Source organism: Ideonella sp. B508-1 (assembly GCF_000333615.1).
Lineage (GTDB): Bacteria > Pseudomonadota > Gammaproteobacteria > Burkholderiales > Burkholderiaceae_C > Ideonella.
Window position 1 is genome coordinate 1 of record NZ_BADL01000242.1, and the last position, 4,137, is coordinate 4,137.

6 protein-coding genes and 1 pseudogene are annotated in these 4,137 nt (G+C 69.4%); 1 reads left to right on the forward strand and 6 read right to left on the reverse strand.

The genetic code is table 11. The annotated features are described in order from the left end of the window. The 6 genes and pseudogenes from I73_RS27220 to gspG form a co-directional block, all read right to left on the reverse strand. Nucleotides 1-236, reverse strand: a pseudogene (locus I73_RS27220) (type II secretion system protein GspL); the annotation flags it as partial. 94 nt (nucleotides 237-330) lie between these two features. Beyond that, the gene (gene gspK, locus I73_RS09975) at nucleotides 331-1,287 is read right to left on the reverse strand and encodes a type II secretion system minor pseudopilin GspK (RefSeq protein WP_022980470.1); all 957 of its coding nucleotides are present in this window, start codon (nucleotides 1,285-1,287) and stop codon (nucleotides 331-333) included. Next, complete coding sequence (locus I73_RS09980; RefSeq protein WP_022980471.1) at nucleotides 1,287-1,994, reverse strand: type II secretion system protein J; 708 nt, start codon at nucleotides 1,992-1,994, stop codon at nucleotides 1,287-1,289. The genes gspK and I73_RS09980 overlap by 1 nt, the downstream gene beginning before the upstream one ends. Further along, nucleotides 1,994-2,374, reverse strand: coding sequence for a type II secretion system minor pseudopilin GspI (gspI, locus tag I73_RS09985; RefSeq protein WP_022980472.1), 381 nt, complete (start codon nucleotides 2,372-2,374; stop codon nucleotides 1,994-1,996). The genes I73_RS09980 and gspI overlap by 1 nt, the downstream gene beginning before the upstream one ends. Continuing rightward, a complete protein-coding gene (locus I73_RS09990) occupies nucleotides 2,371-2,823 on the reverse strand; it encodes a prepilin-type N-terminal cleavage/methylation domain-containing protein (RefSeq protein ID WP_022980473.1) in 453 nt (150 codons plus the stop codon). Before I73_RS09990 ends, gspI begins: the two co-directional genes overlap by 4 nt. A gap of 27 nt (nucleotides 2,824-2,850) precedes the next feature. Beyond that, the gene (gene gspG / locus I73_RS09995; protein WP_022980474.1) at nucleotides 2,851-3,297 is read right to left on the reverse strand and encodes a type II secretion system major pseudopilin GspG; all 447 of its coding nucleotides are present in this window, start codon (nucleotides 3,295-3,297) and stop codon (nucleotides 2,851-2,853) included. Between the two features lie 658 nt (nucleotides 3,298-3,955). Between gspG and I73_RS31580 the strand changes: the two genes are divergently transcribed. Further along, the coding region (locus tag I73_RS31580) for a putative PEP-binding protein (protein WP_374701953.1) at nucleotides 3,956-4,137 on the forward strand (182 nt) is incomplete at its 3' end.

The window sequence follows — 4,137 nt, forward strand, 5'->3', positions numbered from 1 at the left end:
CCCGAAGCTTTGGGCAGCGTGACGCGGTGCCAGCTGATGTCGCCCGGGGCCAGCACGGCCACCCGCTGGGTCGCCGCGGGCAGCTCGGCCAGCGTCGCCCGTCCGTTGCGGGTCAGGTGGAGGCCATCCTGGCTGAAGGCGAAGTCCAGCTCCTCGGCGGATGGCGCATCGGCGGTGTCGGCCCCTGGGGCGGACAGCCGGGGAGAGGCGGGCAACTGGACGATCAGAAGGGACATGGGTGAAGACGGCTGGGCAGGGAGGCCGGACGGGCAGGGCGGCGTCCTATTGTGGCTTGGTCCGGGCAGGGCTTGAATGCATCGCTTGGGGGGGCTACACGGGGACGCGCTCGCGCCAGAGCACGCGCACGTTCAGCCCGCGGCGCTGCACCAGCGAGACCTCGCGCAGCACCGAGTCCTCGTAGCGCAGTTGCCCCGTGACCAGGAAGTAGCCGCTGTGGGTGTCCACGCTCTGGGCGCTGAGCTTGACCTTGCCGCCCAGCAGGCTTTGCGCGGTGGTGATCAGGTCGAAGCCCTTCTTGAGCGTCTGCCGCTGTTGCACCAGGCGCTGTGCGCTGGCGCGGTCCAGCCCGTCGATGGCAGCCATCAGCACCTCAGGCGGTGCGGTGTTGATGTTGACCGGCGTGCGTTGCGGCAGGATGACGACATAGGGCTCGAGCTTGGTCATGGTGGCCTCGTCCAGGCCCAGCCAGCGCAGCTGGGCCACCCGCTGCACCCGCACCGGTGCGCCGGCCTGGACCTTCTGGCCCTCGTCGGCCAGGTCCTGGGCGTCGCTGGCGGCCTGCATGGCCTCGCCGATCTGGGTGGCCACGCCGGCCGGCAGGCCCAGCAGATCGCACAGGCGGGACAAGATCACCAGCTCGGCCTGGTAGACCTTGGTGTCGTCGGTGGCCAGGTTCTGCAGGTTGTAGCGGGCCTGGGCATCGGCGATGTTCCCCGAGAGGAAGGCGTCGATGTCGGTGTCGGTGTTGTCCTTGTCGGTGGACAGGAAGGTCGACAGGCGGATCTCGGCCAGGCCGGTGGCCCAGGGCTCGGTCAGGGCGTCGGAGCCGCCTTCGCGGGCGTCCTCGCGCAGGATCATCCGGGCCCAGTCCAGGGCGCCGTCCAGCAGCCAGGACGACTGCACCCGGGCGCGTTCGGCGCTTTCCACCTCGATGGACCGCCACTGCTGCCACACCATGCCGGCGGCCAGCGTGGCCACCAGGGTCACGATGACCATGGCCAGCAGCAGGGCAGCACCTTGCTGGGGACGGCGGGGCGGGCGGCGCATCAGTGGTCCCCCAGGAGCAGCACGTCCCGGGTCAGCGTGCCCGCCGGCAGGCGCAGCACCAGCCGCACGCCCTGGGGCAACTGGTCGGCATCCTCCTCGTTGGCGGTGTCGGGCGGGTTGGGTGTTCCCTCGCCTTCCGTGCCTGGGCTGGGAGGGGGCGTTGCTGGCGGGGTGGCGGTGTTGCTGCGCCCCGCGCTGGACTGCGCGTTGCTCCAGGTGTTGTCGCCCTGCCGGTAGTAGTAGACCTGCCACTCGGAAAGCTGGCCCAGCATGGGCAGCGCGCCATCGCGGATGCCCGACCATTGTTGGCTGCGCAGCCACCACTCCTGCAGGTCGGTCACCCGGCTGGAGGGCGGCGAGGTCCAGCGGTAGAGGGTGTCGCCCTGCAGCATCCAGACGACCAGGATGAGGCCGTCCTTGGCGCGGCGGGTCAGGCGCAGGGCCGCGCCGTCATATTTCAGGGCAGGCACGCCCGGCGTGCGCTGCAGCTGGGCGAGATCCTGCTCCCATTGGTTGACGGTGGCCGAGAGGACCAGGATCTGCTGGGCATTGCCCTGTGCACCGTCGCGCGAGCGCACGAGGGCATCGATGCCGCGCCAAGCCATCATGGCCAGCACGGCCATGATGAAAAGGGCCACCAGAACCTCAACCAGCGTGAAGCCGCGCAGGCGGGGGAGTGACAGGACAGGGCGAGGGCGGGAACACATCAGTAGCGCGACAGGACCGTGGAGAGGGTCACCAGATTGACCCCGGCTTCGTCGGTGATCACCACATCCGCGCGACGGAAATTGGGGTTCAGCGTGGCTTGGACCTTGACCGTGTTGGTGAAGGTGCGGCCCAGTTCCTCGCATTCGCCGCTGCTGGTGCCGATGTCCGGGTATTGTTTCGCGAGCTTGATCCCGGCCAGCACGTTGGTGGCACACCATTGGCCCAGGGTCACGTCGGACAGGCGTTGGGCATTGCCCAGCAGAGAGCCGGCCGCGCGGCTGCCGGCGGCCAGCGCGATGGCCACGATGGCCACGGCCACCAGCACTTCGACCAGGGTGAAGCCCCGTCCCGGGGCCTGATGAGGCGGGCGGGCGCTCATGGGGCAAGTTCCGGTTCGGTCTGCGGGGCAAAGGCCCCCAGACCATCGGTGGCCAGCACCACACGGCGTTCGCCCAAGCTCAGCACCACGCGTTGTGCGCCGATGACAGGTTCGGGGCCCAGCACCAGGGAGGGGGCCCCGATGACCTCAGCATGGGTGTCTTCGTCCAGCCAGCGGTCGGGCAGGTGCACGGAATCGGGCAGGCCCATGAAACGGAAGCCGGGCTGATCGGACAGGGGCTGCCAGTCCACCTCCACCCCCATCGCACGGGAGCGGGCGCGGGCGCCTTCGAGCAAGGCCGCCAGACGGACAGCCTCTTCGTCCAGCCGGGCGGCGGCGCTGTCGCGCAGGGACAGCGAGGCCATGCCCACCACCACGGCCAGAAGGGCCACGACCACCATCAGCTCCAGCAGCGTGAAACCCAGGTGCCGGCGTTGAGCGTGGGCCATGGACCGATGCCGACGGATGGCGATCGCTTACTGCCAGGAGCCGATGTCGGCGTTCACACCCTCGCCACCGGGCTGGCCGTCGGCGCCCAGGCTGAACACGTCGATCTCACCCTTCACACCCGGGTTGGCGTACTGGTAGGGGCGACCCCAGGGATCGTTGGGCAGCTTTTCCAGGTAGGGGCGCCAGTTGGACGGCACCGGGCTGGTGGTGGGCTTGTGGATCAGGGCTTCCAGGCCCTGTTCGCCGGTCGGGTAGCGTTGGTTGTCCAGCTTGTAGAGCTTGAGCGCCTGCATCAGGTTGCCGATGTCGGTGCGCGCCGCCGTCACCCGGGCGTCATCGGCCCGGTCGAGCACGTTAGGCACAATCAGCGCGGCCAGCACGCCGATGATCACCAGCACGACCATCAGTTCGATCAGCGTGAAACCGGACTGGCGCAGTCGCTTCATCGGCTGCTGGGGAAACGTCACAGACATGGTGGTCAACGTGGCCGGAAATGGCCAGGGTTCTCAGTGTGGGCATGCATCATAATCGTCCGATGGCGTCGCGTTTATTAACATTCGTGGTGTGGGCCTTGGTGGCCGTCAGTGGCCTCTTTTGGGGGCTCAAGCTCTTTGTTCGCGCGCAGGGCCTGCCCGCCACGGCGCAGGCCGCGATGGCCGCTGCGCCGCAGGGCGGCAGCCTGACCCGCGTTCTGGGCACGGTGACGGTCTCGGACGATGAGGAAGAGGCCGCTGGCGACGGGCGCTTCCAGTTGCTGGGCATCGTGGCGCCGGGGGGGCAGACCTCCTCCAGCCCGCAGGGCGTGGCACTGATCTCCGTGAGCGGGCAGCCGGCGCGGGCCTGGCACACCGGCGCCGTGATCGAGGGAGAGACGGTCCTGCTGTCGGTCAGCAAGCGCTCCGTCGAGCTCGGCCCCAAGGGCGGGCCCGCCAGCACCTCGCTGAGCCTGCCCGATCCGAACACAGTGCAGCGCTCCGCCGCGCCGAACGGGGCGACTCTGCGCACTCCCCGGGTGGGGCTGCCGGGTCAACCCCAGGTGCTGGGCCAGGGGCTGCGTCAGGAGCCGGCCGGCCAGACGCCGCCACCCACCTGGGGTTGCGGGCCATTCGCTGGAGTCTGTCCGAACCGGACATGTTCCTGCAGCAGTTACGTGCCGTGCTGCGGGCCGCCGCCCATGGGCGGGTGCGAGTCCTCATTCCCATGGTGGCCCATCTGCAGGAGGTGCAGCAGGTGTCGGCGCTGATTGATCGGGCCCGCGCCAGCCTGGTGGCGGATGGCTTGCCCTTCGGTGCGGTCGAGCTCGGGGTGATGAT

What these genes read in the sequence shown, in the direction of transcription:
- gspI (WP_022980472.1), bottom strand. Translation starts at nt 2,374, where the DNA reads ATGAGCGCCCGCCCGCCTCATCAGGCCCCGGGACGGGGCTTCACCCTG.
- I73_RS09980 (WP_022980471.1), bottom strand. Translation starts at nt 1,994, where the DNA reads ATGTGTTCCCGCCCTCGCCCTGTCCTGTCACTCCCCCGCCTGCGCGGC.
- I73_RS09990 (WP_022980473.1), bottom strand. Translation starts at nt 2,823, where the DNA reads ATGGCCCACGCTCAACGCCGGCACCTGGGTTTCACGCTGCTGGAGCTG.
- gspG (WP_022980474.1), bottom strand. Translation starts at nt 3,297, where the DNA reads ATGTCTGTGACGTTTCCCCAGCAGCCGATGAAGCGACTGCGCCAGTCC.
- gspK (WP_022980470.1), bottom strand. Translation starts at nt 1,287, where the DNA reads ATGCGCCGCCCGCCCCGCCGTCCCCAGCAAGGTGCTGCCCTGCTGCTG.